The 23,544-nt window shown below is 58.6% G+C and carries 12 protein-coding genes, 1 pseudogene and 1 riboswitch; of the genes and pseudogenes, 8 read left to right on the forward strand and 5 right to left on the reverse strand.

Going from position 1 to position 23,544, the window contains the following annotated elements; genetic code table 11:
• Positions 1-102: 102 nt before the first annotated feature.
• Entirely contained in the window at positions 103-1,047 is a 945-nt protein-coding gene (locus ABGM91_RS11020) for a thioredoxin family protein (RefSeq protein WP_354832314.1), read from the reverse strand.
• 90 nt (positions 1,048-1,137) lie between these two features.
• The gene (thiC, locus tag ABGM91_RS11025; RefSeq protein ID WP_290566567.1) at positions 1,138-2,961 is read right to left on the reverse strand and encodes a phosphomethylpyrimidine synthase ThiC; all 1,824 of its coding nucleotides are present in this window, start codon (positions 2,959-2,961) and stop codon (positions 1,138-1,140) included.
• Between the two features lie 61 nt (positions 2,962-3,022).
• A riboswitch (TPP riboswitch) is annotated at positions 3,023-3,143 on the reverse strand.
• Between the two features lie 186 nt (positions 3,144-3,329).
• Here thiC and ABGM91_RS11030 point away from each other — a divergent pair.
• On the forward strand, positions 3,330-3,923 hold the full coding sequence (locus tag ABGM91_RS11030; protein ID WP_354832316.1) for a sigma-70 family RNA polymerase sigma factor: 594 nt from the start codon (positions 3,330-3,332) through the stop codon (positions 3,921-3,923).
• Positions 3,924-4,183: 260 nt separating this feature from the next.
• On the opposite strand, the gene ABGM91_RS11035 is transcribed toward ABGM91_RS11030, so the two are convergent.
• The 3 genes from ABGM91_RS11035 to ABGM91_RS11045 all read right to left on the reverse strand — a co-directional run bounded on the left by ABGM91_RS11035 (position 4,184) and on the right by ABGM91_RS11045 (position 8,100).
• A complete protein-coding gene (locus tag ABGM91_RS11035) occupies positions 4,184-6,232 on the reverse strand; it encodes a sialidase family protein (protein ID WP_354832318.1) in 2,049 nt (682 codons plus the stop codon).
• Positions 6,233-6,376: 144 nt separating this feature from the next.
• Positions 6,377-6,889 carry a hypothetical protein gene (locus ABGM91_RS11040; RefSeq protein ID WP_290566570.1) on the reverse strand — a complete coding sequence of 171 codons (513 nt, stop codon included), beginning with the start codon at positions 6,887-6,889 and terminating at the stop codon, positions 6,377-6,379.
• Positions 6,890-7,050: 161 nt separating this feature from the next.
• Positions 7,051-8,100, reverse strand: a complete 1,050-nt coding sequence (locus tag ABGM91_RS11045; protein ID WP_354832321.1) for a hypothetical protein — start codon at positions 8,098-8,100, stop codon at positions 7,051-7,053.
• Positions 8,101-8,567: 467 nt separating this feature from the next.
• On the opposite strand from ABGM91_RS11045, the pseudogene ABGM91_RS11050 reads away from it, so the two are divergent.
• From ABGM91_RS11050 to ABGM91_RS11080, 7 genes and pseudogenes are all read left to right on the forward strand, one after another.
• A pseudogene (locus tag ABGM91_RS11050) lies at positions 8,568-9,908 on the forward strand (sugar MFS transporter); the annotation flags it as partial.
• 619 nt (positions 9,909-10,527) lie between these two features.
• Positions 10,528-12,306 carry an L-fucose isomerase gene (locus tag ABGM91_RS11055; protein ID WP_354832323.1) on the forward strand — a complete coding sequence of 593 codons (1,779 nt, stop codon included), beginning with the start codon at positions 10,528-10,530 and terminating at the stop codon, positions 12,304-12,306.
• 50 nt (positions 12,307-12,356) lie between these two features.
• The gene (locus ABGM91_RS11060; protein WP_215428156.1) at positions 12,357-12,722 is read left to right on the forward strand and encodes a four helix bundle protein; all 366 of its coding nucleotides are present in this window, start codon (positions 12,357-12,359) and stop codon (positions 12,720-12,722) included.
• A gap of 24 nt (positions 12,723-12,746) precedes the next feature.
• Positions 12,747-14,171, forward strand: coding sequence for an L-fuculokinase (gene fucK, locus ABGM91_RS11065; protein ID WP_354832325.1), 1,425 nt, complete (start codon positions 12,747-12,749; stop codon positions 14,169-14,171).
• A gap of 13 nt (positions 14,172-14,184) precedes the next feature.
• Positions 14,185-15,000, forward strand: a complete 816-nt coding sequence (locus ABGM91_RS11070; RefSeq protein WP_290566575.1) for a class II aldolase/adducin family protein — start codon at positions 14,185-14,187, stop codon at positions 14,998-15,000.
• A 514-nt stretch (positions 15,001-15,514) separates the two neighbouring features.
• Positions 15,515-16,048, forward strand: a complete 534-nt coding sequence (locus ABGM91_RS11075; protein ID WP_354832327.1) for a metal-dependent hydrolase — start codon at positions 15,515-15,517, stop codon at positions 16,046-16,048.
• A gap of 907 nt (positions 16,049-16,955) precedes the next feature.
• Positions 16,956-23,528, forward strand: a complete 6,573-nt coding sequence (locus tag ABGM91_RS11080) for an autotransporter domain-containing protein (RefSeq protein ID WP_354834865.1) — start codon at positions 16,956-16,958, stop codon at positions 23,526-23,528.
• The last annotated feature ends 16 nt before the right edge of the window (positions 23,529-23,544 follow it).

Here is a 23,544-nt window from a genome sequence, read left to right on the forward strand (position 1 = left end):
CCTTCATCAATCATAGCGCAGCAAGTTCATTTTTTTGTTTAAAATAATAGATGGAATATGATTCCCCTGTTCACGGGAAGAGGGAGCCTTCCGGAACAGGGTTTACTTACCCTTATTGATAACTTTCTGCATATTGCCTATCCACGGCTCCAGCTTTTTGGCCGCCTGAGATTCCGGATCGGCGTCACGGGCCATTTTCAGATACTCCAGGGCCTTGGGATAATTGCGCTCCAGCGCATACCCGTCGCTGACGTATTTGGTTATTTCCAGACGGATGGCCGGCAGAAGGTCCCGTTTCTCCAGCATTTGCAAAGCTTCCTCCCGGCTTGCCCGGATTTTTTCCGGGGAAAAGGAGCCAGCGTGCTTTTTGTAAAATTGCTCCATCATGAGCCGCTGCGCCGCCATGGTTACGGCTTTTTCAGCCTTTCCGGAAAATCCGTACTGGTCTTCCGGGTCCAGGGCGGAGATTTCCGCGATCAATTCCTTTTGATAAGGCTGTAAGTCTTCCGGAAGCTGCTTGAGGGCCTGAACCAGTTTTTCCAGCTTTTCCTTTCCTTCCAGCGCGCGGGCAGCAGCCACGGCTTCTTTCAGTTTCAGCCTTGCCTCCCCCGCGGCCTCAAGTTTTTTCAGGTATTCCTGTGCCGTCCTGGACGGCCCTACTATTTTGGCATAGGGAGCGCCATTCCCTTCCATCAGGAGAACGGTGGGGAACACGGAGATTCCGTAACGGCGCATCAGCTCTTCATGGAACTTGAGCTGTTCCGGAGGCATTTTCCCCTCCTTCCTGGGAAAATCCAGCTCCACCAGCATGAGGTTGTTGTCTTCCGCGTATTTGGCAAAGGCCTCCGTATTAAAAATATTGGTGCGCAGATAAATACACCCCGGGCACCAGTCGGAACCGGTAAAGTCAGCCAGCACCGGCTGCCCGCTTTTGCCGGCTTTCTCCAGAGCCTTGTTCCAGTCCGTCTCCCAGACGGGAGAAGCGGAACAAATCATGGCAGAAGCCAGGGAAAGAATGCCAAGCACAGGAACATATGAATTCTTCATCCTGGGAGGCATCATAACACCATCCCTGCCCTTGTCATTCTTTTTCAGATGCTCCCACGGCCGCAGCCGGAACGCCGCGCCTCCGGCTCCCTACTGCTGTGAACGGCGGCGGATGTCCTGGCTCAGGCGCATGGCGCAGAAGTCCGGACCGCACATGGAGCAGAAGTGGGCCTTTTTGGCGTTGGCATGGGGCAGCGTCAGGTCATGGTAGGAACGCGCCTTCTGCGGATCAAGGGAAAGGTTGAACTGGTCCTCCCAGCGGAATTCAAACCTGGCCTGCGCCAGCGCGTTGTCCCGCCACTGGGCGGAGGGGTGCCCCTTGGCCAAGTCCGCGGCGTGGGCCGCCAGCTTGTAGGTGACCACACCTTCCCGCACGTCCTCCCGGTCCGGAAGGCCCAGGTGTTCCTTCCGGGTGACATAGCAGAGCATGGCGCAGCCGCGCTGGCCGATGATGGCTCCGCCGATGGCCCCGGTAATGTGGTCATAGCCGGGGGCTATGTCCGTCACCAGCGGCCCCAGCGTATAGAACGGGGCTTCCATGCACCATTCCAGCTGCTTGCTCATATTCTCCGCAATAAGGTGCATGGGCACGTGGCCCGGCCCTTCATTCATGACCTGGACGCCCGCCTTCCACGCGCGCATGGTCAGGTCCCCCTGCACTTCCAGCTCCGCCAGCTGGGCGAAGTCATTGGCGTCCGCCACGGAGCCGGGGCGCAGGCCGTCCCCGATGGAGACGGCAATGTCGTAAGCTGCCAGGATGGAGCAGATTTCATCCCAGTGGACATAAAGGAAGTTTTCCTGTTCATGAATCATGCTCCACTGCGCCATGATGGAACCGCCGCGGGAGACGATGCCCGTCATGCGCCGGGCGGTATGGTTCACAAACCGGAACAGCAGCGCGGCGTGCACGGTGACGTAATCCACGCCCTGCCGGGCCTGTTCCAGAAGAGTGTCACGGAAGATTTCCCAGCTCAGGTCCGCCACCTTGCCGCCCACCTTTTCCAGCGCCTGGTAGATGGGCACCGTCCCGATGGGAACGGGGGAGTTCCTCAGTATCCATTCACGGGTGGCATGAATGTTCTTTCCGGTGGAAAGGTCCATCACGGTGTCCGCCCCCCAGTGGATGGCCCAGCGCAGTTTTTCCACCTCCTCCTCAATGCTGGACCCCAGGGCGGAGTTGCCGATGTTGGCATTGATTTTCACCAGGAAATTGCGGCCTATGGCCATGGGTTCGCACTCCGGATGGTTGATGTTGGCGGGAATCAGGGCGCGCCCGGCGGCAATCTCGTCCCTGACGAATTCCGGCGTAAAATAGGCAGGCATGCGGCAGCCGCCCCGGCGCTCCGGCGCATGCTGGTGGTCCAGGCGGTCGCGGGCCACCATGCTGGACGGGCCGAACCCTTCCTGCGCTTCCAGCTCGGACGGCCGCGGCATCATCGTAAGCTCATCCAGTACGGCCTGAGCCTCTTCCGGGCGGCTCTTTTCACTGGGATAACGGTCATGCACCGCCTTGAACGCCTGTTCCCTGCCCAGGTTCTCCCGGATGGCCACAAATTCCATTTCCGGCGTGACGATGCCCTGGCGGGCGTAATGCCGCTGCGTCACGGGACCGCCGGCGGACCGGAGGCAGACTCCCTGTTCCGTCTCCACTTCCTCCACATCTCCGCGGGTCCGTATCCAGGCTGCGCGCAGGGCAGGCAGCCCCTGCTCCGCCGTTCCTTCATAGGCCTCGTCCCCCCACGGACCGGAACAGTCGTAAACGCGCACAGGCGCATTTTCATGGGTGGCGCCGTCAGGCAGCAGGGTGTCGCTCAGGAGGACTTCCCTCATGGGAACCTGCACGTCCGGATGCAGATGGCCCGGAACATAAATGCGGCGGGACCCGGGATAGGACAATTTGGCGGTATCGTTCATGGCATGGTTGCTCTGTTCAAGTACCGGCAACGGGGGAAAACAAGCTCCGCGCAAAACGGGCACGCCCGCTTGATCGAACTCCCTGCGGCGGAATTATCCGCATCAGGTTTGAAGGGTTCCGCGCAGACGGCATGCCGCCGCGCAATCTCAGCCTTTATTGTCTGGCACCCCTGCCGAACTTGGAGGGAAAGTATCACGGCATCCGGCGGCATCCAAGCGTTTTCCTTCCTCCCGTGCTTTAAACCGGAAAAAGAAAGACCTTTTTTCGGCTCGTCAGTTCCCGGAAAATGGGATAAAAATTTTTTACAGGCCACCGGGCCGCCAAATGCAACCTTCCTCCCCCCGCGGGGTTTATACAAGGGAATTTCATGGACGAAGCACAACACATGCCATCCGCCGAACCGGACGAGGACGCCCAGCTCATGCTGAGAGTCAGGGATGGAGATGCCTCCGCCATGGAACAACTGATCCGCAGGCACCAGAATTCCGTGTACGCCACCGTGGCCCGCATGCTGAATAACGGGCCGGAGGTGGACGACATCGCCCAGCAGGTTTTTATCCGCATCTGGAAGGGAGCGGGGAATTATGAGCCCTCCGCACGCTTCACCACCTGGATGTTCACCATTCTGCGCAATCTGGTCTTCAATGAAGTACGCCGCCAGAAGCGCAAGCCCACCACCTCCGCGGACGCCATGGAGGAGGAAGGCGGCATGACCGTGTTTCTGGAGCCCTCCCAGGCTCCGGACGAGGCCCTGGAGCATACCGAACTCCAGCGGGCCGTGGATGATGCCATCGCCGCCCTGCCGGAAAAGGCGCGCCTGGCCGTCCAGCTCCGCCGCTTTGAAAACATGCCTTACGAGGAGATAGCCAGGACGCTGGAAATGACCATTCCGGCCACCAAAAGCCTTCTGTTCCGCGCCCGGAACATGCTGAAGGAGGCGCTGGCTTCTTTTCTGGAGTGACCTCTCAAAAGACGGGCGCGGGGCCCGCAGGCATCGGGGGTTTCTGAACCGGTACACGGTCCAAGGACATTCCCTTCTGCCGGGGAGAAACGTGGTTTGTTTGATTTACAAGGGCCGGGAAACCGGATAATCCGGTTTCCCGGCCTTCTTACCTGAAATTTCTCTGAAGCGCAGCGGAGGACTTCCTTCTCAAAGACCCGCACCTGCAAAAACGGGCCGCATCCCTGAAGGAAGCGGCCCGGAAATGATTTGCCCGAACGTCAGCGCGCGCTGCCCGCGTTCAGCACATCCCTGTACGGGATTTTCAGGAAGTTCAACGCTCCCTGGGATTCATACAGAACGCCCACGTGGTTTTTATCCACAGGAGCCAGGCAGGAATACCCCCAGCCGTTGCGGGCATCGTAAAGGAGCCACTTGTCCTCCGGCCAGGAGCCGGCGTCATCCGTGGAGGCCTTCAGGGTCATGTGGGAACGCCCGGAGGTGGTGTTGGGGTTGGAGAACAGGACCACCCTGCCCGCGCCCGGCACTCCGTCCACTGCCAGCAGGCTGCCCTGGCAGACGGGTTCCCTCAACTGGGGAGTGCGGTTGGTGGGATGTTTCTCCCAGGTCTTGCCCAGGTCCTTCGTGACGCCCACCACGCGGGAGCCGCCCCAGTTGCAGCGGGCATTGATCATGATGGAGCCGTCTTTCAGCTCAATCACCTGGGCTTCCGTCGTCTGCTCGTTGACGCCCGTGCCGCAGTGCCAGGTTTTGCCCCGGTCCTTGGAATAAACGATGGTGGACCACGGCACCCCCTTGCCGTCCCAGTACTGGGCGGCGAAGACCAGCGTGCCGTCCTTCATGCAGATGCCGTTGCCGGGGCCGTTGAACAGGATGCGCCAGTCCTTGTCCTTGGTCTGTTCCGTAATGTTGATGGGCTTGGACCAGGTAAGGCCGTCGTCATCGCTGTACGCCAGCACCAGCTGGCCGCAGGCTTCCGGGGAATTGTCTCCGGACTTGCTGCCCCAGATGGAATGCTTGTGGCTCCAGATGGCGGCCACCCAGATGCGGCCCGTCTTTTCATCCACCAGAATGGCCGGGTCCCCCACGCCCTTGGTTGCTCCCAGGGAGGGATCAATCTTGGAATCATCCATGGCTATTTTGACGTCGGACCAGGTGCGGCCGCCGTCCGTGGAGCGGCTCACGCCCACGTCAATGTTGGCCGGAAGGTCGCCGGAATGATTGTAACGGATGTCGTACACGGCCAGCAGGGTTCCTTTCCTGGAACGGTCCAGGCCGGGAATGCGGTAGAACTTGGAATTGAAATCCCCGTGCTTCACTACGGCCACGCCGATGCGCTGCGCCACGGGAGCGGCATTCGCCACCTTCATCAGCTTGTTCCCCGCCACGACGCTCGCCGGACGCACCACAACTTTGCCGTCCAGGGACGCGCCTTTCTTCATCGTCACGCAAGCCCACAGGTGATTGTCTCCGGGTTCCAGCTCCAGCTTTCCCTTCACGGAAATCTGGGGCTTGGCGGAGCCGGAAAGCTTTACCGTGCCCAGCACCTGGGAAGCGTCCTTCGGGAACGGGTCCTCCCCGTGGTGGATGGGCGGAGCTTCTTCCCCCCGCATCACGGTCACGGATTCAATGTCGGAAAGCTTCGTCGTGCCCGTAAAATCCAGATTCACGGCCGTCAGATACTGCGGATTCAGGCACCCCTCCGTCTGAACATTCAGGGAAAGCACGGGACTGCATGGAATGCGCACCATCACCGGATAGGTGGAAGAAGCCATCTCCACCTGCGGATTCACCTTCATGGGAATGCAGGGCACGATGAACAGGTCGTCCAGCTTCATCCCCTTGTTGTCCGGAGATGTCAGCTTGAACACCAGGGAACGCGTTCCGGCGGGGACGCGGGCTTCTATCTTGGTATTGAAGCCGCCCGTCCTGATATCCTTGCCGTCATAGATCTTCTTTTCTCCCTGGGGGCCTACGGCCACAATGGAAAATTCAAAGGGAGCCTGTCCGGTCCAGCGCTCCGCCCAGGCAGACAGACGGACCTCCCTGGAGGGCGTATCCTTCAAGTCCAGCTTCAGTTCCGTATCCTGTCCGCCGAACATCCGCAGGGAGGATTTTCCGGATTTTCCCCCTCCCCCGATTTCCGCCACGCCGTCCCGGCAGGTCATGGGGCCGTACTTGGTGGAGAGAGTGGTGAACTTGCCGCGTTTGGATTGCTCAAAACTTTCCGTGCCCAAGGCTGCGGGAATAGACATGCCCAGGGCGCACAGCAGGGCAAGTCCCGTTAATTTATTCAAAGGTAAACGCATCGTATTTATGGTGTGTTTCGCAGGACAATACGCGGCAGCCCGGAGCAATCTTGCTCAAGCCCGCGTCATTGCCAGCCTGTTTCCTACCACACCCTTTTCCGTTGCGTCCAGTCTAGCCTGAAAAGCTTGTAGAAAGACCAGTCCTCAATCCTTCGCTTCCTCACCGGAAGAAGCAGCCGGCTCTATGGAAATTACAGGGCGTTCCGGGAAGGAACTGGAATCCTTGTGCATGTAGTAATGGGACCAGTGAAGGACCACCTTGTCCCCCGGTTTCAGCGCAGCTACCTGTTTCAGGATGTCCGCGCCCTGCAGGATGGGCTTGTGGGCGGGATTAACGTCAATCATCAGCTGTTCCTGCTTTTCATCCCCGTACTTGCCGGGTTTCCGGTAATCCAGATACTTGATGATCCGGAAAGCGGCGAAATCCTTGGCGTGGTCGCACTTGTCCGGACACAGGGAAGTAAGGAACCTGCATTTCCGGTGAATAATCCCGGTAAACTCCGCCTCCGCCACATGGTCTGACAGCAGTTCTCCAGAGGAAAGGGGAGTCTCCTGCTTATCGCCGGAAGCCGGGAGAACGGCCACCGGATTTTCTACGGCAGGAGAGGCAAAAGGAAAAATCAGGAAAAGACAGCAGGGGAGAATGAATTTCTTCATACTCCCCTGCTTAAACATTCCGTCAACAAGAGTCAAGCAGAAGGCCCGCCCTCTTTCTTTCCGGATAAAATTTCTGCGGGAGACGGTCAAGGCGGCAGCCGCAATGACCGAAGAGGGACCACGGCCATGCCTGGAAAGCCCCAGGGATATATGGAATGGTCTTAATGGCCGGTTCCGGCAATGCAGCCTTCACAGGCCAGTTCCTCGGTATTCTTGAAATCAGACGGAGCAATGAAGGAGGAGCGATGTTCATTGAGCCAGAGAAGGGCTTCTTTCTGGGCCTGCCGGCTCCACAGGCTTTTCCAGTCTTTCTTGTGAGTGACAAGGCAATACCAGACGTACGCCACTCGTGCCGTCCACATGACAAGCTCTATTTTTTCCTTGAATGAAGAACACAGAAATTCGCGGTTTTCCAACTCCGCCGCCATGGCATCCCTCCCGGCCCGCAACAGGATGGCGCCGTGCTTCTCCGGATCGAAAACATTTTCAGCCTTCCCCTGCATCATGAAATCCTTCTCATCCCCGTCCGGGACATTTGGAACGTCCCATTCTCCGGACTCCATTTCTTCAAGGGCTTTCGACAAAAGAGACTGCTCTTCCGGCCCGGTGGCAGCATCCAGAGGAATAACCGGCTGCTTGTAATGCAACTGATACGGCTCGCCGGCTTCTTCATAACACTTCGCTACAAATTGCGAGCAAAATGCTGTTGGATGGCTGCCTTCCAGCAGGGACCGCAGTACCTGGTAAGTGGACGCCAGCAGGCAGACGGCGGCTGCCGCCGTCTCCCGGTCCCAACGGAACCTGGAGTATTTGGAAGTGATCAGAAGAAGCCCCAGCATATAAATACCTCCATACGGCAGCTTCTGCTGCAGGTATTTCCTGCCTGTTTCAACAACCGGCTCCAGCGAGGGAAGATTCCTGTTTCTGTAAACGTGGATGGTACGCCCTGCAAACCTTTGCCGGGCCGGATTTTCCAGGACAGGATGTTCTCCGGTAGCTTCAAGCAAGGTTTCCTTCTCCTCATCGGCATAAAGGGCGGCATGGCTTACATCGGATCCCGTCAGCAATCCGATCAGAGAAGAAATGGTATCCCCCTGAAGCACGGAGAACAGCAGGACATCCCCCTTTTTCAGATCCTCAACAGACAGTTCGTTCTGAACATCTTTCCGCTCCTCTACGGCCTTGTTTTTTATATCGCTTGATTTTTCCATAACATTAAAGTTTCACCTGCCATAGTATGATTTATTAAAAAACAATCAATAATTAATCTGAAAACATGGATTTTCCCCACAGAAGCCCTTCCGCCGGTCCCATGCGATCCTTTTCCGGTCAATTCCTCCTTGCTTCCTCTCCTGTTCCCATGCGCCAAGCTCCCCCCTGAAGAAACAGTGGAGAAAACTCCCTTTCCGCAAAACCGTGTCTCCGGCCCGCAGGCGTCCATCCGGTGCAATGCCGCCGTTCAACAAGGATTCACCCCCGGATTTTCAGCGGAATGTGGAAACGCATCTCCCGCAGGCGCCATGGAACCGCTCAGAAGTCAATCGCTTACCTATGGCCAAAAGCATAGGAAAAATTTGAAGCGGCTGTCCGGGTGCATGGAAAAGAATCAGAATCCCAACTTCTTCCCCGTTTCCAAATTGACGCGTCGCCTTCCGTATGAGAGATTGAGAAAAGCAATATGGACAACAACCGTACCTCTACCGTGCCGATCGTTCCCAAACAATACCGGCTGCCGTTCTTCATGCTGGTCTCCTGTTTTGCGCTGTGGGGCCTGCTGAACAACATGACGGACAACCTGGTTCCGGCGTTCAGCAAGATATTCATGATTAATGCGTCTGAATCCGCTGGGGTGCAAATCTCCTTTTACGGGGCGTATGCGGTGCTTGCCATTTTCGCCTCCATCCTGCTGGAGGAATTCTCCTACAAGGCAGGCGTGCTCATCGGCCTGGGCTTCTATATGATCGGCGCGCTGTGCTACATTCCCGCCGCCATCGGGCAAAGTTTTGACATTTACCTGATAGCCATCTTCGTCCTGGCGGGCGGCCTCTCCATCCTGGAAACCACCTGCAACCCGTTCGTCCTTTCCATGGGGTCCCAGGAGACGAGCGTACGCCGCCTGAACTTCGCCCAGGCCTTCAACCCCATCGGCTCCCTGACGGGCATTTTCCTGGCCAAATACTTCATCCTCGCGCACTTGAATGACGCGGACATGGATACCCGCAAGGCCATGGACCCGGAACAGTTGAACGCCATCGTCAGCGACGAACTCTTCTGGGTGTGCGTTCCGTATGTGGGCCTGGTGGCCATCGCCGCCGTCATCTGGTTCTTCTTCTGCCGCTACAAGTCCGACGACGAAAGCGTGCCCACCCAGGAAAACACGCAGCCCCTTTCCTCCAAGCTCGGCCGCCTGGGCCTCTGCGTCGCCTTCATCCTCATCCCCTTCCTGTTCCAGTACTATTCCACCTTTGAATTCAGCATGGTGCAGCAGATCCTGATCATGATGGTGGGGCCCATCGCCTTCCTGCTCATCATGCCGGACTACCGCTGCCAGCTCATGAAGCTGGTGAAGCTGCCGCGCTACTTCTGCGGCGTGGTGGCCCAGTTCTTCTATGTGGGCGTGCAGATCGCCGTCTGGACATGGACCATCAAGTACATCATGTCCGTCTTCCCCGGCATGCAGGAAGCGGCGGCCTCCAATTACTACATCTTCTCCATCGTCCTGTTCATTGCCTGCCGCGCCATCACCACGGCCCTGATGAAAAAGTTCAACCCGGCCAACATGATGTCCCTCTTCGCCATTGCGGGCATCCTCTGCTGCCTGGGCACCATGTACCTGCCCAAGGAAATCTCCGTCTGGACGCTGGTGGGCATTTCCGGCTGCATGTCCCTGATGTTCCCCACCATTTACGGCATCGCCCTGCGCGGGCTGGGTTCCGAAGTGAAGCTGGGCGCCGCAGGCCTCATCATGGCCATTCTGGGCGGCGCGGTCATCACCCCGTACATGGGTTCCTGCATTGACAACACCACGGTGAAAAACCAGGTGGCCTACTTTGAATCCATTGACCGCCCCCTGATTGCGCAGGCGGAAGCGGCGGACTCCCGCAAGTCCGTCTCCGGAGCCATGCTGGCCCTTTACAAAATGTCGGAAGCGAATCCCTCCGAGGGAGAGGAAGAAGCCAAAGCTGCCGCCAAGTTCCAGAAAAACCTGGACACTTTCCTTTCCCTCCATACCCTGGACGGGGAAGCCTTTGACCAGGCGGCCAAATCCCTGCCCGGCTGCTCCGGGCTGAAGCCCGAGGAACTGGCGGTCTTCAAGGCCAACCTGGACCGCCTGCCCGCCCCCGCGGACCGGGAGCAGCAGATCCAGCAATTCTCCCTGATTCCGGCGCTGACCACGCTTTCCGGAGGCCAGGCGAACGTGCTGAATGACCTGATCGCCCATCCCCTGGACATGAAGCAATTCCAGACGGCCCAGGAAAACTTTGTGGAAAAAGCGGTACGGTCATCCTTCTTTATTCCCATCATCTGCTTTGCCGTGGTACTAATCTACGGCTTCTTCTTCCGGAACACCCATCTGAAAAAGGAAGAAGAAGCGCCTGCCCAGGCATGACCCCCTCTTCACATCACCTACGCAAGATATGAAAACAGCATTACCAACCATCGGTATCCGCCCCACGATTGACGGGCGCCGCCTCGGCGTCCGGGAATCCCTGGAAGACCAAACCATGAACATGGCCAAGGCGGCCGCGGCCCTCATTGAGGCCAACATCCGCCACGCCTCCGGAGAACCCGTCAAGTGCGTCATCGCAGACACCTGCATCGGCGGTCCGGCGGAAGCCGCCGCCTGTGCGGACAAATTCAAGGCCAACAACGTGGGCGTCTCCCTGGCCGTCACGCCCTGCTGGTGCTACGGCAGCGAGACGTTTGACATGGACCCCTTCACCCCCAAGGCCATCTGGGGCTTCAACGGCACGGAACGCCCCGGAGCCGTGTACCTGGCCGCCGCCCTGGCGGGCCTGAACCAGAAGGGCTTCCCCGCCTTTTCCATTTACGGAAAAGACGTCCAGGACGCCGGCGATACCTCCATTCCGGAAGACGTGGCTGAAAAAATCCTGCGCTTCTGCCGCGCCGGCCTGGCCGTAGCCACCCTCCGCGGCAAGGGGTACCTCTCCATCGGCGGCTGCTCCATGGGCATTGCCGGCTCCATTGTGGACCAGTCCTTCTGGGAAAACTACCTGGGCATCCGCGTGCAGGCCGTGGACATGACGGAAGTGCGCCGCCGGATGGACCAGAAGATTTACGATGAAGCGGAATTCGACCTCGCCATGGAATGGGCGGACGCCGTCTTCAAGTTTGCGGAAGACAAGAACCGCCCGGACTTGAAGCTGGACGAAGCCGGACGCCGCAAGACCTTCAAGGAAAGCGTGCTGATGGCCATGATCTTCCGGGACATGATGCAGGGCAACCCCAAGCTCAAGAAAATCGACCGCGAAGAAGAATCCCTGGGCTACCAGGCCATTGCCGGCGGCTTTCAGGGCCAGCGCCACTGGACGGACTTCTACCCGAACGGAGACATTGCGGAAACCCTGCTCAACTCCACCTTTGACTGGAACGGCCCGCGCGCGCCGATGCCCTTCGCCACGGAGAACGATTCCCTGAACGGGGCCTGCCTCCTCTTCGGCTACCTGCTTACCGGGCAGGCCAACGTCTTTGCGGACGTGCGCACCTACTGGAGCCCTGAAGCCGTGAAGCGCGTCACGGGCTACAAGCTGGAAGGCCACGCCAAGGACGGCATCATCCACCTCATCAACTCCGGCTCCGCGGCCCTGGACGGCTGCATGGCCTGCACGGACAAGGACGGCAAGCCCGTCATGAAGAAGCACTGGGACGTCACCCCGGACGACGCGAAAACCATGATGGAACAAGCCGTCTGGTGCCCGGCCAACCGGGAATACTTCCGCGGCGGCGGCTACTCCGTCCACTACGTCACCCAGGGCGGAGCCCCCGTCACCATGATGCGCCTGAACATCGTCAAGGGCCTGGGTCCCGTCCTCATCGTGGCGGAAGGCTGGTCCGTGGACCTGCCTGCCAAGGTGCACAAGACGCTGGATGAACGTACCGATCCGGGCTGGCCCACCACCTGGTTCGCCCCGCGCCTGACCGGCAAGGGAGCCTTCACGGACGTCTACAGCGTCATGGCCAACATGGGCGCCAACCACGGAGCCTTCACGTACGGCCACATCGGCGCGGACATCCTGACGCTGGCCTCCATGCTGCGCATCCCCGTATACGCCCACAACATTCCGGACGACCAGATCTACCGTCCCTCCGCCTGGGGCCTCCACGGCACCGCAGACCCGGAAGGCGCCGATTTCCGCGCCTGTTCCAACTATGGGCCATTATACGGAAAATACTGAAAACGGAAGGTAACAGTTAATAGGTAATAGTTAACAGCTTCGGATAAAACATGGCAGAAAGTCTCGTTTCCGCTAAAAGCTTTTCCTTCGCGGTCCGCATTATTCAATTATGCAGGCACTTGAAAAAGCAGGATGTTGAGCGGGAACTGCTTAGCCAGCTCATACGTTCCGGTACGAGCATTGCTGCCAATTTATCCGAAGCTGTTTACGGGAGCAGCAGAAGGGACTTCTTTTCCAAAGCCCGCATTGCCCTGAAGGAATGTTCCGAGACGCATACCTGGCTTAAACTGCTGCATGCCACCGGGAGCCTGACGGAACCGGAATACTCCTCTATCAACCAGGACTGCACGGAAATCCTTAAAATGCTCGTTTCCATTAACAAAACAGCTCAAAAAGCACCCCCCGATACCTATTAACTTTTAACTATTCACTCTTAACTCATGTATTCTCTCTGCTTGGACTGCGGCGCGACGAACGTGCGCGCGATGGTGGTGGATGAACAAGGCGTGATCGCGGGAAAGGCCTCCCAGCCGAACGCCACGCTGCCCGGTGAGGAAAATCCGGAGTTCCATGTCTGGGACGCGGACCGGATTTTCCAGCAGCTTTCCGAATGCGCCGTGCAGGCCCTGAACGGGCTGGACGCGGACAAGGTGCGGGCGGTAACCGTCACCACCTTCGGCGTGGACGGCGCGCTGGTGGATGCGGAAGGGCGGCAGCTTTACCCGGTCATTTCCTGGAAATGCCCCCGCACGGCGGAGGTCATGAAACACATCGGCAAGTACATCTCCCAGGAGGAGCTTGACCGGATCTCCGGCGTGGGCGCCTTTGCCTTCAACACCATCTACAAGCTTGTCTGGCTCAAGGAAAACCGCCCGGAGCTGCTGGAAAAGGCCCATGCGTGGCTCTTCATCTCCAACCTGCTGGCGTACAAGCTCACCGGCATCATGGCGACGGACCGGACCATGGCCGGGACCTCCCAGCTTACTGACCTGGAAACGGGAGACTTCTCCCCCTTCATTCTGGACCGTCTCGGCCTGCGCCGGGACCTCTTCCCCCCCTCCGTGGACGCGGGAGAAACCATCGGCGTTCTCATGCCGGAAGCGGCGGCATCCATGGGCATCCCCGCCCTGGCGGGCGTTCCCGTCATCTCCGCAGGGCATGACACCCAGTTCGCCATCTTCGGTTCCGGCGCGGACCGGGACCAGCCGGTTCTCTCCTCCGGCACCTGGGAAATCCTGATGGCGCGTTCCGCGCAGGCCCGGCTGACTCCGGAAGATTACGCGGACGGAGCCACGGCGGAATTTGACGCGGAGCCGGGCCTTCTGAACCCCGGCCTGCAATGGCTCGGCTCCGGAATCATTGAATGGGTAAAAGCCGCCTGCTTCCATGGTGAAACGTACGATACCATGGATGCGGAAGCAGCCCTCATCCCCCCCGGCTGCGACGGCGTGACGATGGTCCCGGACTTCCTGGCCTCCGGAAACCGGAAAGGTTCCATCAACGGCCTGGTGCTGGGCAGGACGCGCGGCCACATCTACCGCGCCGCCATGGAGGCGCTCACCTGGCGTCTGAAATCCCGCCTGCGCCGCCTGGAATCCGTGGGCGGCTTCAAAAGCGAATTCCTTATTCTGGTGGGCGGAGGCGCCAGAAACAGCGTCTGGACCCAGATGCGCGCGGACATCCTCCGGATTCCCGTGAAGGTCTCTGAAGTATCTGAAAGTACCGTGCTGGGCGCATCCATGTTTGCCTTTGCGGGCGCCGGGGTGTACTCTACGCCGGAAGAAGCCAGGGACGCCTTCAGCATCACCTACCGGACATACATGCCGGGGCCCCAGGAGGCCGCCTACGAAAATCTCAATCACTAACACACAACTATATATGTCAGAAGACTGGTCAATCTCCCCTCCCCTCCCGGACAAGGTGTTCCCGTGGGAAAAATATAATCCCGTCACCCGGGAGGAAGTGAATGAATTCTTCCACTCCCCGGAAATCCTGGTGATCAAGGAACGCATGTGCGACATAGGCCGCCGCCTGTGGAACCGCGAATATGTGGACGGCAACGGAGGCAACATTTCCGTGCGCGTGGCGCAGAACCTGCTGCTCTGCTCCCCCACCCTGTGCTCCAAGGGCTTCATGACCGTGGAAGACATCTGCATGGTGGACATGGACGCGCGCCAGAAGGCGGGCATCCGCCCCTCCACCAGCGAGGTGAAGACGCACATCGCCATGATGAAATCCGTGGGGGTCAACGCCTGCATCCACGCCCACCCCCCGCACTGCAATGCCTTCCTGTTCGCCGGGCAGGTTCCCCCCTCCGGCATCAACCCGGAAGCGGACATCTTCCTGGGCCACATACCGCTGGCTCCCTATGGAACGCCCGGTTCTCCGGAAACGGCGCAAGCCGTGGCGGAAGCGGCCAAACAGTCCACCGTGGTCTTCATGGAAAACCACGGCGTGATCGCCGGGGCCCGCGACGTGGAGGAAGCGGAATGGTTCATGGAGAACGCGGACGCCTACTGCCGCATGGTGCTGATGGCCGGCCTGCACAAGGCCCCCCTGAACCAGGTGGGACCTGAAGGCGTTGATGACTTCCTCGCCATCCGCAAAGCCATCGGCTATGCCGTTCCGGAAAACCAGCCCCTGTACAATACGGAAACCTACGCCGGATACAAGCTGGGCAAATCCGGCAAATAACCCCTCTCTCCAACGGGGAGGCTGAGAAAGTTCAGCCTCCCCGTTTTTTCTCAACTTTCTCCCCTCCCCTGTGGAAAATTGATCTCCCTCCCTTGCCTCCTTGTGTGCAGGCCGCCAGCCATTCCGCGATTTTCCGAAACCATTCCCGCCAGCGCAGAGTATACCGGGACCGGAAAAACACCTCTGATGAAAAAACGTCCTTAAGCATTACACGGACATGCGGAATCGGGAAGAACATCAAGTCGGACGGGAAACCACTTACACCCAACCAAACGAGCCGTCCTGGTATCTGCCGGGCCTGCGCATTCACAGAATCTTCCTGGAAGCGGGAGAAAGCCGGATTAAGAAACCGTCCCTCCTCCGGGAGAATCCTTCACCCGGCGTTGTTGGAGCAGTCTATTCTTCCGTGGCGGCGGAGACGGGGAGCTATTCTTTGACTGGATGAGAAAACCTTTTTCCAGATAATCCGCACCGGGCTGCCCGTTTGCAACCGCCTTTCCCCTATTGAACGGCCATGTTCATCGCCCATCTGCCCGCAGGCTATCTTCTGGCAAAAGCCATCCGTTCCCGCCCTCCGGCAAGGAAGGCGGTCATGACGGCCGCCCTGTTGGGGGCGATTGCCCCGGACCTGGACCTGTTTTATTTCCATACCCTTGACGCGCGCCAGCACCACCATCATTCCTACTGGACGCATTATCCTTCCGTCTGGCTCGCGCTGATGCTCCTTGCATGGGGCGTCAGCCGGATCAAACCACGGAGCGCGGGCGGAACATGGATGCTCGTCTTTTCCACGAGCGGATTCCTGCACCTTCTCCTGGACTGCATTGTGGGAGATATTCCCCTCCTGGCTCCGTGGTCCATGCGGCTTTACGCTCTGGCCAACGTTCCGGCGCAGCATCATCCCTGGTGGCTGAACTTCCTGCTGCACTGGTCTTTTTTACTGGAGCTGCTGATTATCGCCGTTTCCACCTGTCTCATGGTTTCCGGGAGAAAGAAGCCGGGCTCTCCCCTGGGAACTCCATTTTCCGCAGGAAAACAACACCAATGATGCGGGTCTGCTTTTCCTCTTTCCCTGAAAAACGTGCAGGATGACACCCCCGGCCGCAGACAGTTCTGCCGCCGCTGAACCGTTTAAATATTTTTTCTTCAACGTCTTGCCGTTTGAAAAACCGTCCGTGAAAGAAAACGGTTTCCCGTCTACATCACTCCGGAGCCATTCGTCTCCCGGTTTTTAATTTCTCTTGAATTCAGAAAAACAAAATTACCAATAATTCAAATTTATTGTTATTTATAACAATTTTTAATAGGAGGCGGCAAAATATTTTCTTTCCTCTTTCAGAAAATTTTCCGTGCGGAAAAGATCCATCCAGCTAACCGCAACAAGCGGGACAGGGGAAAGAAGCCTCTTTCCTTCCCAAGGGGGAACACCGTGGAGAGCCGGGCTGTATTTTTGCCATTATTAAAGTGTTTCTTCACTTGAGAACTCATTTTAAGCAATTTATAATGAACAAATTATCAACTTATTTATTTTCATCGGATTCGTAATCCGTTCATATTTTTAACGATATAAAAAATTTCACAAAATAGATTTTTTTATTTCAAGCGGTCAAAGCCGTCCAAGGAAACAATACTTTGTGTATGAGCACCTCATGACTCCCTCCCCTATCCGGCATGAGGAAGAAAAATCTCCTTTCTTTCTGTGCCAGCCCCCGGAAAAACGGGACAATCCCGTTCTTCGCTAAAAAGTTTGTTCGGCATAACTCTTTTTGATTCAAACATGAAGCCCTTCTCCGGATTACGAATCCGATGCCCGCCATCCGTTGAAAAAACAGATTGACACTAATATGCCAATTCTATAGGTTAATTAGAACAAAATACCAGAATTGGTATTACATATTTATAATCAACAAGATACAAACACTCCAACACTCTTTGTCATGAAACTGCATTTGCCTATGACACTCTTGGCGGCTCTCCTCGCCAGCCTTTCTCTCCCTCCTTCCGCCACGGCAGCCGAGCTGGCCTGGGCAGGAACAGCCGGCAATAATGTATGGACCCTGAACGGAACGCCGGACGATTCCCCATGGGCGGACAATGCGGTTTACACGGATGCGGATACCGTCATTTTTGGAACTATTGACGGGCAGGACCTTGTGGAGGTGCTCCTTTCCGGGACAGTGACGCCGGCAGGGCTCACCTTCAATTCGGACACCACCAGTTACACGCTGAAAGGGGACGGAACCCTGGCCGGGAACGGCCCCCTCACCAAATCCGGAACTTCCACGCTGAGGCTTGAAACGCTCAATCCCGGCTTCTCCGGCACCATCAACCTGAACGGAGGCGTTCTGGAACTGGGCGCGGACGGCGTACTGGGAACAGGAAAAATCAGCTGGGGCGGTGGAACCGTCAAATACGGGGAGGGCGTCACCACAGACATCTCCAGCAATATGAACAGCGCGGCCTCCGGCAAGGATACCATACGCATTGACACCAACGGAAATGACGTCACATGGTCAGCTTTTGCGCGCACCAAGTATTCCTATGTCAAAGACGGCGAGGGAACCCTCACGCTTGCCTTCAATGCGGGTGATTTCAATAAAAACCTTACCATCAACGCAGGGTGCCTGAACTTCGACACAACCCGTGCAGCCGTCAATTACACTGGGGCAAAAATCAGCGGAAGCGGGGAATTGAGAAAAACCGGCGCCAATAACATGGTTATCGGCAACAGCTCCAGCCTGAGCGACGACTTTACAGGGCTGCTCCATATCGTAAAAGGAACCGTCCAGCTGAACCAGACGTCAAATGCCACGCTGAATTTCAACTTTGCCGTCAGCATAGAAAACGGAGGTATCCTTAACCTGAATGGAGGTGGAAACGCCGCTTTCCGGTTCAACAAACTGATTACTCTCGCCCACGGTTCCGCCATCCAGTTCTTCAGTGCAAACATTAACGACAGCAAACCGTACCTGATCAGCGGAGGCGTCCGGATAGGGAACTCCGCCGAAGACGTCACCGATTGGATCTCCGGCTGGAACCGCCCTATTTTCGTTGAAACCCAGGGGCTCTCCGGTGAAGGAACGCTGCAATTTCTTGTACAGGCCACCGGCGACATCGGCAACAATAACGATCGCATCCTGAACCTTGCCGCTTCCGGGGAAAATTTCACCGGAACCTTTAACCTGGGGTCCGCTACATCTGCGGCGGACAGAACAGCCGTAGGACGCTCCGTCATTCTCCTTCATCAGGATGCCCTGAAGAATGCCACCGTCAACCTGCTGCTTGCCAACAGCACCCTGTCCATCAACAATGCGGAGAATACCGCCACCATTGCCGGCCTGAACGGCCAGGGGGCCCTCACCGGCACGGTTAACGGAGACGGAAACACCACAACCACGCTGAACCTGAAGCAAAAGGCAGACCTCAATACCTTTACGGGAACTATTGGGGACAACGTCAGCCTGGTCAAATCCGGAGCGGGAACCTTCGTCTTTGCGGGAGTCAACAACGGCAGCATCACTTCCTCGGAGGGAATATTGCAGCTTGGCAATGCCGCGGGAGACTATACAGCCGGAAACGTCAGCGTCACGGGAGGTTCCCTGAACCTGGGGGGCACGGGGACGATCTCCAATGTCAGCGCCTCTTCCCTGGCTTTCGGCACCGGGGTGAATGTCTACATGGACATCAATGGAGCGGAGCACGACCAGCTTACCTACACGGGAGCGGCCGCCGTTGAAGTGGGCGGCCTGTCCTTCAACATTGACCTTTCCACCTCCACGGAGAACGAATACACCTTGTTCACCACCGCTACAGGAAGCTTCATCAATAACGGGGAACTTCATTTCCTTGGTCTCAACCGGGGGGCTTCCGGCAGCATTGCCGTGTCCGGTGACGGCAAGTCCCTGGTCCTGAACATAACGAACAAGGGAGAAAACGGCCATCTTGCCTGGAACGGCGCCGGAGAAGGCATCTGGACCACCGGGGGAGGAACGGGGGCCGATTCCCCCTGGAACATTACCGGGAGCGATGACAACAAATTCTACACGGGGGACCACGTTACCTTTGACGGGACCGCCACGGCGGACAAACGCGATGTTACCATTTCCGGCAATGTCAGCCCCGGTTCCATGACGGTCACGGCGGACGGCTATGTTTTTGGCGGCAGCGGCTCCATCACGGGTAGCGGAATGCTGACGATGAATGCAGACGGCACCCTGACGATCAACACGGCCAACTCCTATACCGGAGGAACGGAGCTCCTTAAAGGCAGCATTGCGCTTAACAACGCCCAGGCCCTGGGCACGGGAGGCATCACCATGGCCGCGGGCACCGGGCTCATCCTGAATCATTCCGTCACCCTTGCCAATAACATCTCCATGACGGGCGACGGGCTCTTTACCGTAGCCGGAGACGGCACGGCCACCCTGGCCGGCATCCTGTCAGATACGGCGGACGGTTCCGCCGGAAAACTAGTCAAGGCCGGAGACGGCACGCTCGTCATTGAAAACGCAGCCAATACCTACACGGGAGGCACGCAAATCACGGGAGGCACGCTGTCCTTTAACTACGGAACCCGGACGGGCCTGGGAACCGGAGGCATTGAGGTGCAGGAAAACGGAACCCTGCTGTACGCCATCGCCAGCGGCGGCGGCCAGGACGGCTCCCTGTTCACGAATGCCGTGACAGGCATGGGAACAGTCATCCTGAATAATACGGGACAGGATGAAACCAATATCAATAATGCCATCTTCAATGGATTTGAGGGGGAACTGGTGCTACGCGGCAATCTGCGCTTCAAGGGGGCCAACGGCTCCAATCTGAATGCCAACTCAAAAATCAGGGTGGAAGCGGGCACGCACCTTTACATGAGCGGCGGAACCTGGGCACAGGATTTCACGATTGCCGGGACAGGCACCGGGACGGGAAATGACAGAAACGGAGCACTGCGCATGGACGGCGTTACCATGACGGGCAACGTTACCCTGTCCGCTGACGCCAGCGTCATTGTTTACAGCCCGGGCACTTCCATCATCTCCGGGGACATCATCGGCAACGGCCATGTATTGACGTTCCGCACCAACGGCAACGCGGACCGGAAGCTCCAGCTCTCCGGCGCCGGCATAGCGGCCCGCGGAATCAAAAGCACCCAGGCCGGAACGCTCATTCTGGGCGGCGGCACGGGAGACGGCAACAAGGACACCGTCGCGGAGCTGGGGGCCGGAGGCTTGAACCTCAACGCCAACACGGTTCTGGAGCTTAACAACGTCACCATCCGGGCCACGGAGCAATGGGAGCAGAACGTGGCCTCCAACACCGTTACCCTGAAATCGGGGACCGCCAATACCATTGACACCAACGGAACGGACATCACCTTCAACGGAAACGTGGGAGGGGAAGGCCCCCTGGTCAAGGAAGGGGACGGAACGCTCTCCATCGGCGCGGGAAGCAATTACACCGGGGACACCACCGTCAACGGCGGCCTCCTGAACATGAACGGAGCGGCCCTGGCCGGAGACATCTTCCTGGGTTACGGCTCCCTGGCGGGAGCGCAGAACGCCCGAGGAAACGTCTCCATCCGGCAGGACACTCCCGGGCGGGAGCCCACCGCCGTTTCCATGGGCGGCATGTCCGGCAGCAACCTTAAATCCTTCCAGGGGGCGGCCAGCCGCACGGGTGACCAGGCCACGCATGTCACGGACATCGGGGGCGGGAACATCTCCCTGTCCGGCAGCACGCTGGGCATCTCTTCAGCCATGGTGGGAGGCGGCAGCGGAGAGATATTCTCCTTCTCCACTGCCGCGGACGGCACCGTCACCCTTTCCGGAAACCTGCTGCTCCAACTGACGGATGACGCGGTAGCGGCCCTTCTGGCGGACCTGAACAACGCCTCCATCCGCATCACCAACGGCACGCTTAATCTGGAAGAAGGAACCACGGTGGACTTTGACACGCCCTACCATATTTTTGACTCCATCTTCGGCTCCGGCGTCACGTCCAGGGGAGGTTCCCTGGTGCTGTCCCCACGGGACGGAGCTCCCGCCGCCGGATGGCTGGTGCAGAACGCGGGGGACGCCCCCCTCACCCTTCAGGACGGCAACAAGGACATTGTGGAAGCTCTGGCGGGCATCCACAACAACGGGGTCATCAATATAGACATGACCGGAACGCAGGAGCTTCACCTGAACAATCTGGAAGGCGCGCTCTCCACCGCCATGATCAACACAGGGACCAATACCGACCTGACCGTCGTCCTGACCAATACCGGAGACATCACGGATTCCACCTACCAGGGCTCCATTGAAGGAGACGCCGCCATCCGCAAGGAAGGCGCCGGGTATGCCATGAACATTGGCGGAAACGTCCGGACAAGTTATCTGGATGTGGCGGAAGGCGTCCTGAGCATCGGCGGGAAGCTGACGACGGCGCATGCCGCGGTGGCGCAGGACGCCGTCCTGAACCTGACCGGAAAAGGCAGCGCCATGGAGGCGCTTGACGTAAACGGCTTGCTGACCCTCGGAGAAAACGCCGCGGCCGCGGCCAACAGCCTGGCCACGGGCGCGGGCTCGTCCATTGGACTGGGGAAAGGCTCTGAACTGACCGTTCTTTCCTCCACGGCGCTTGCCGCAGCCGTCACAGGGAACGGAACGTTCACCGTCAGCGGCAATGGCAGCGTCTTCTCCCTGGCGGCGGGCGGCTCCATCAGCAATGACACCACGCTGGCCCTCCGGGACGGAGCCTCCACCACGGTGGACGGCACGCTCAGCCTGGGCGGCCTGGCGGGAGACGGCACCGTGAACCTCAACGGAGGAACGCTTGAGCTGAACAATGCCACGGCGCTCTTCTCCGGAGACTTCCAGGGCGCGGGCACCATCCGTAAAAACGGAACCGGCACGCAAACCTTCACCGGCCCCGGCTCCGCGGACGTCAACCTTTCCATCAACGGAGGCACCCTGGTTCTCAAGGGGGACGACCTGACCTACGGACAGGTGGATACAGGCGCCGGAGCCTCCCTGAACCTGGTTTCCGACACGGGAATGCCCCATCTGAAGACCAGCGGGGATTTCAGCATGGGCAATGGCTCCACGCTGAACATCTACATGAATGCGGGCTCCACCTCCGGCCTGGGCACCGCCGTATCCTCCACCGGAACCGTCAGCGTGGGAGATGCCGCCGTCAACCTCTACAATACCTCCACCTCCTTCAGCGCAAATGACCGCAGGCTGGACCTTGTTCTGCTGGAAGGGGCGGACGGCACCACGGCTACGCTGGGAAGCGGCTACACACTCACCGCCGGATTCCTCTCTCTGCTCTACAACCTGCGCCTGGAGGCGGAAGGAAGCAACATCTTCCTGCGGGGAGACGAACGTACGGAGAATCCCTACCTGGACGCCTCCACCACCCATAACTCCACCTCCGGGGGAGTGCTGCTGGATGCAAGCAAGTGGCTCATTGCGGAAGACCAGACCTCCAATCTCTACCTGGTTTCCGACTCCATTGCACGGGATATGGAAAACGGAGACATGAACTCCGCCACCCGCAAGCTGGCCGCCGCCGCAGGCAGCACGGTCAACGCTCTGGGAACGGCCCAGAAAGACGCCTTGCGAGACCAGATGGGATGGATCAGGAACCGCACCACGCTGATGGGTGTCAACCCTGCCTACATCAACGAAGACCTCCCCTACTTCCACATGTGGATGGAAGGAACGGGCTCCTACAGCAAGCTGGACACCAAGGGGGATGAAAGCGGCTACCAGCTCACCACCTGGGGCGGAACCGTCGGCATGGACGTGGACCTCAGCGACCACTTCACGATGGGAGCGGCCTTCACGGCCAACTACGGGGACCTGACGGCCAGCGCGGCGGACACGGCCGACGGCCACCTGGACAGCTACTACGCCAACCTCTTCGGTCGCTACCAGAGCAAGAGATGGGCCCACACGCTCATCCTGACGGGCGGGTGGAACGACGCCAAGCTCAACCGGACGGTCAACTACGGAGAAGGCAGCTACAGCACGCAGGGCAACACCAACGGATGGGGCTTTGGGGCGATGTATGAACTCACCTACGACGTCTACCTGAATGAAGACAAGAGCAGCATCTTCCAGCCGCTGCTCAACGCCTCTGTGGTCAGGACAAGCATGGATGGTTACACGGAAACGGGAGCCGGAAACGCGGGTCTGAATGTAGGCAAGCAGGAATGGACGACGGGGACGGTGGCGCTTGGCGGCCGCTGGATGGGACTGGCGGGCAGCAACCTCTTCGGACGTGAGGCGCTGGTGGAATTGCGAGCCAACGTGGCCCAGGACATGGGAGACCGCCGCGGCGAGACGGGAGTGGGCTTCCTGGCCAACCCCGGCTACACGCAAACGGTGAGGGGAGCGAAGGTGGGAACGACCGCGCTTCAAATCGGAGCGGGCCTGAGCGTGCCTGTGGGAACGCAGGGAACGGTGTTCGTCAACGGCAACGCAGACTTCCGGGACGGAGCCAGCTCCGTGAACGGAAGCGTGGGCTACCGCTATGACTTTTAAGGAGAGTTGAGGTTTG

Origin of the sequence: Akkermansia muciniphila, assembly GCF_040616545.1 — a bacterium.
GTDB classification, from domain to species: domain Bacteria; phylum Verrucomicrobiota; class Verrucomicrobiia; order Verrucomicrobiales; family Akkermansiaceae; genus Akkermansia; species Akkermansia muciniphila_E.

Bases quoted from the DNA above. Each gene is read 5' to 3' on its own strand.
- ABGM91_RS11020 (WP_354832314.1), bottom strand. From the start codon at position 1,047: ATGAAGAATTCATATGTTCCTGTGCTTGGCATTCTTTCCCTGGCTTCT.
- thiC (WP_290566567.1), bottom strand. From the start codon at position 2,961: ATGAACGATACCGCCAAATTGTCCTATCCCGGGTCCCGCCGCATTTAT.
- ABGM91_RS11030 (WP_354832316.1), top strand. From the start codon at position 3,330: ATGGACGAAGCACAACACATGCCATCCGCCGAACCGGACGAGGACGCC.
- ABGM91_RS11035 (WP_354832318.1), bottom strand. From the start codon at position 6,232: ATGCGTTTACCTTTGAATAAATTAACGGGACTTGCCCTGCTGTGCGCC.
- ABGM91_RS11040 (WP_290566570.1), bottom strand. From the start codon at position 6,889: ATGAAGAAATTCATTCTCCCCTGCTGTCTTTTCCTGATTTTTCCTTTT.
- ABGM91_RS11045 (WP_354832321.1), bottom strand. From the start codon at position 8,100: ATGGAAAAATCAAGCGATATAAAAAACAAGGCCGTAGAGGAGCGGAAA.
- ABGM91_RS11055 (WP_354832323.1), top strand. From the start codon at position 10,528: ATGAAAACAGCATTACCAACCATCGGTATCCGCCCCACGATTGACGGG.
- ABGM91_RS11060 (WP_215428156.1), top strand. From the start codon at position 12,357: ATGGCAGAAAGTCTCGTTTCCGCTAAAAGCTTTTCCTTCGCGGTCCGC.
- fucK (WP_354832325.1), top strand. From the start codon at position 12,747: ATGTATTCTCTCTGCTTGGACTGCGGCGCGACGAACGTGCGCGCGATG.
- ABGM91_RS11070 (WP_290566575.1), top strand. From the start codon at position 14,185: ATGTCAGAAGACTGGTCAATCTCCCCTCCCCTCCCGGACAAGGTGTTC.
- ABGM91_RS11075 (WP_354832327.1), top strand. From the start codon at position 15,515: ATGTTCATCGCCCATCTGCCCGCAGGCTATCTTCTGGCAAAAGCCATC.
- ABGM91_RS11080 (WP_354834865.1), top strand. From the start codon at position 16,956: ATGACACTCTTGGCGGCTCTCCTCGCCAGCCTTTCTCTCCCTCCTTCC.